Consider the following 2,460-nt stretch of genomic DNA (forward strand, 5'->3'; position numbering starts at 1 on the left):
GCGCAGCGACCGGCACATCCAGGTGCTGGCCGAGCAGGTCGAGCAACGCAGCTTCCAGGCCGGTGACGGCGTGGATGGTGATACGCAGGTCGAAGGTCTGCAGGCCGCGACCGCCGGCGTCACGATCGGCAAAGGCCTGGCGCACGCTGTTGAGGATTTTCTGGTAGGTGCCGATGGGGCTGCCGACCACCAGTGAGCGAGCATCTTCGAGGGTCTGGCGAATGCGCTCGCCGCCGGGCACCTCGCCCACGCCGGTGTGCCCGGCGTTGTCCTTGAGAATCACGATGTTGCGGGTGAAAAACGGGCCATGGGCACCGCTGAGGTTGAGCAACATGCCGTCGTGGCCAGCCACTGGCACTACTTGCATGCTGGTGATGATCGGGGCTTTGCTGGTTTCTGGAGTAGTCATCGTGTACGGATCCTTGAATTATTGTTGTGGTCAGGCGTGACTGGTAGCCGGGTCGGTGGAAGGCTTGAGGGTTTTCGGCTTGGGCGTATTGCGCGCGGCAAACACGATGACCGCGGCAATGATCGATGTGGCCGCCAGGCCATAGAGCCCGCCCTGGATCGAGCCGGTGTGCTGCTCAAGCAGGCCGAAGGTAGTCGGGGCGACGAACCCGCCGAGGTTGCCCACCGAGTTGATCAGCGCGATGACGCCGGCAGCGATCCGGGCGTCCAGGTAGGCCTGGGGGATCGGCCAGAACAGCGACGAGGCGGACTTGAAACCCAGGGCCGCGAAGCAGATCGCAACGAAGGCGAAGATCGGCCCGCCGGTGGTGGACATGAACATGCCTGCCGCAGCGATCAACAGGGCAGCGGCAACCCAGGCCTGCTGGAACTTCCATTTGGCCGACAGCGAGGCGAAGGCGTACATGCCGACGATCGACAGCAACCAGGGAATCGAATTGAACAGCCCGACCTGAAGGTCGCTGAGCTCGCCCATCTTCTTGATGATGCTCGGCAGCCAGAAGGTCGCCGCGTAGATCGTCAGTTGGATGAAGAAATAGATCAGGCAGAACAGGATGATCTGGCGGTCCTTGAGCAATTGGCCGATCGACAGTTTGATCGGCGTCGCCGCTTCACGGGCCGCCTGTTCATCGTCGATGGCCTTGACCAGCGCGTCCTGCTCGTCGCGGCTGAGCCACTTGGCGTCGTGAGGCTTGGAGTCCAGCCAGAACCAGACGAACACACACAGGCACACCGAAAACATCCCCTCGATGAAGTACATCCACTGCCAGCCATGCATGCCCAGGCCGTTGATCTGCAGGAGCAGCCCCGACAGCGGGCCGGAGATCAGCGAAGCGATCGCCGAGCCGCTGAGGAAAATCGCGATGGCCTTGCCGCGCTCGACGCCGGGTAACCAACGGGTGAAGTAATAGATCACGCCGGGAAAGAAACCGGCTTCGGCCACACCCAGCAGGAAACGCAGGATGTAGAAATGGGTTTCGTTCTGGATGAAGGCCATGCCTGCCGCCACCAGGCCCCAGGTGAGCATGATGCGGGTCAGCCAGATGCGGGCGCCGATGCGTTGCAGGAGGATGTTGGACGGGACTTCGAACAGCGCGTAGCCGATGAAGAACAGGCCGGCGCCAAAACCATAGGCGGCTGCGCCGATGCCCAGGTCATGTTCCATATGGGAACGGACGAAGCCGATGTTCACGCGGTCGATGTAGTTGACGATGAACATGATGACGAACAGCGGCAGAATATGGCGCTTGACCTTGGATATGGCCGAGGACAGCACCGGATCCGCGCCGGCATCTGCCTTGAGGCTGGATGAGTTCACTGGATTTTTCTCCCACTCGTTATTTTTATGCGGGGCATCGTGCAGGTGTAGATGTTGATAGACATCATACAAGTTGAATTTTTTATCTGACAAGCAGTTTTTGAGCACGATTGGTTTGGGTTTGGTCGACAGTTATGCCGTAGTTGTTGGCTTTAGTGTGGTTTTGGCCGGTTTGGCCAGGTGTTAAGGCCTCCAATACCTGGTGCACTTTCCAAGGTTAAACTAGCTTGATATTGGTTGTTGTCATACAAGTTGGCCCGTATCCGCAAACACCTCCGACGCGGCGGATGCTAGGATCGACGAGCCTGTTTTCAAGGAACCCGTGGCACATGCAGCAAGACACTCAAACGCCTCTGCGCAAGCGCACCCACAACCTGGCCCATGACTTGGTGGCGAAGTTGAGCCAGAGCATCCTGCTGGGGCAGTTGAAACCCGGAGAGAAACTGCCGTCCGAAGGCGCCTTCGTGCGCGAGCATGGGGTTAGCCGCACGGTGGTGCGCGAGGCGATTTCCAAGTTGCAGGCCTCCGGTCTGGTGGAGACTCGCCATGGCATTGGCACTTTTGTGCTGGAGCAGACGGGAGAGCAGGGGCTGAGGCTCAACGTCGATACCGCTGCGGGCGTGCGCGGGATTCTCGAATTGCGCCTGGGCCTGGAAACCCAGGCCGCGGGGGGG

2 protein-coding genes and 1 pseudogene are annotated in these 2,460 nt (G+C 60.2%); 1 reads left to right on the forward strand and 2 read right to left on the reverse strand.

All coding sequences use genetic code 11. From position 1 onward, the window contains the following. Together gudD and ACE04F_RS13335 are read right to left on the reverse strand one after the other, a co-directional pair. Nucleotides 1-409 (reverse strand): annotated as a pseudogene (gene gudD, locus ACE04F_RS13330) (glucarate dehydratase); the annotation flags it as partial. 30 nt (nucleotides 410-439) lie between these two features. Next, nucleotides 440-1,786: an MFS transporter gene (locus tag ACE04F_RS13335; protein ID WP_486107333.1), complete on the reverse strand. Its 1,347-nt coding sequence runs from the start codon at nucleotides 1,784-1,786 to the stop codon at nucleotides 440-442. A 329-nt stretch (nucleotides 1,787-2,115) separates the two neighbouring features. Between ACE04F_RS13335 and ACE04F_RS13340 the strand changes: the two genes are divergently transcribed. After that, the coding region (locus ACE04F_RS13340; RefSeq protein WP_486107335.1) for a FadR/GntR family transcriptional regulator at nucleotides 2,116-2,460 on the forward strand (345 nt) is incomplete at its 3' end.

This window comes from Pseudomonas sp. AGC41 (genome assembly GCF_057334555.1).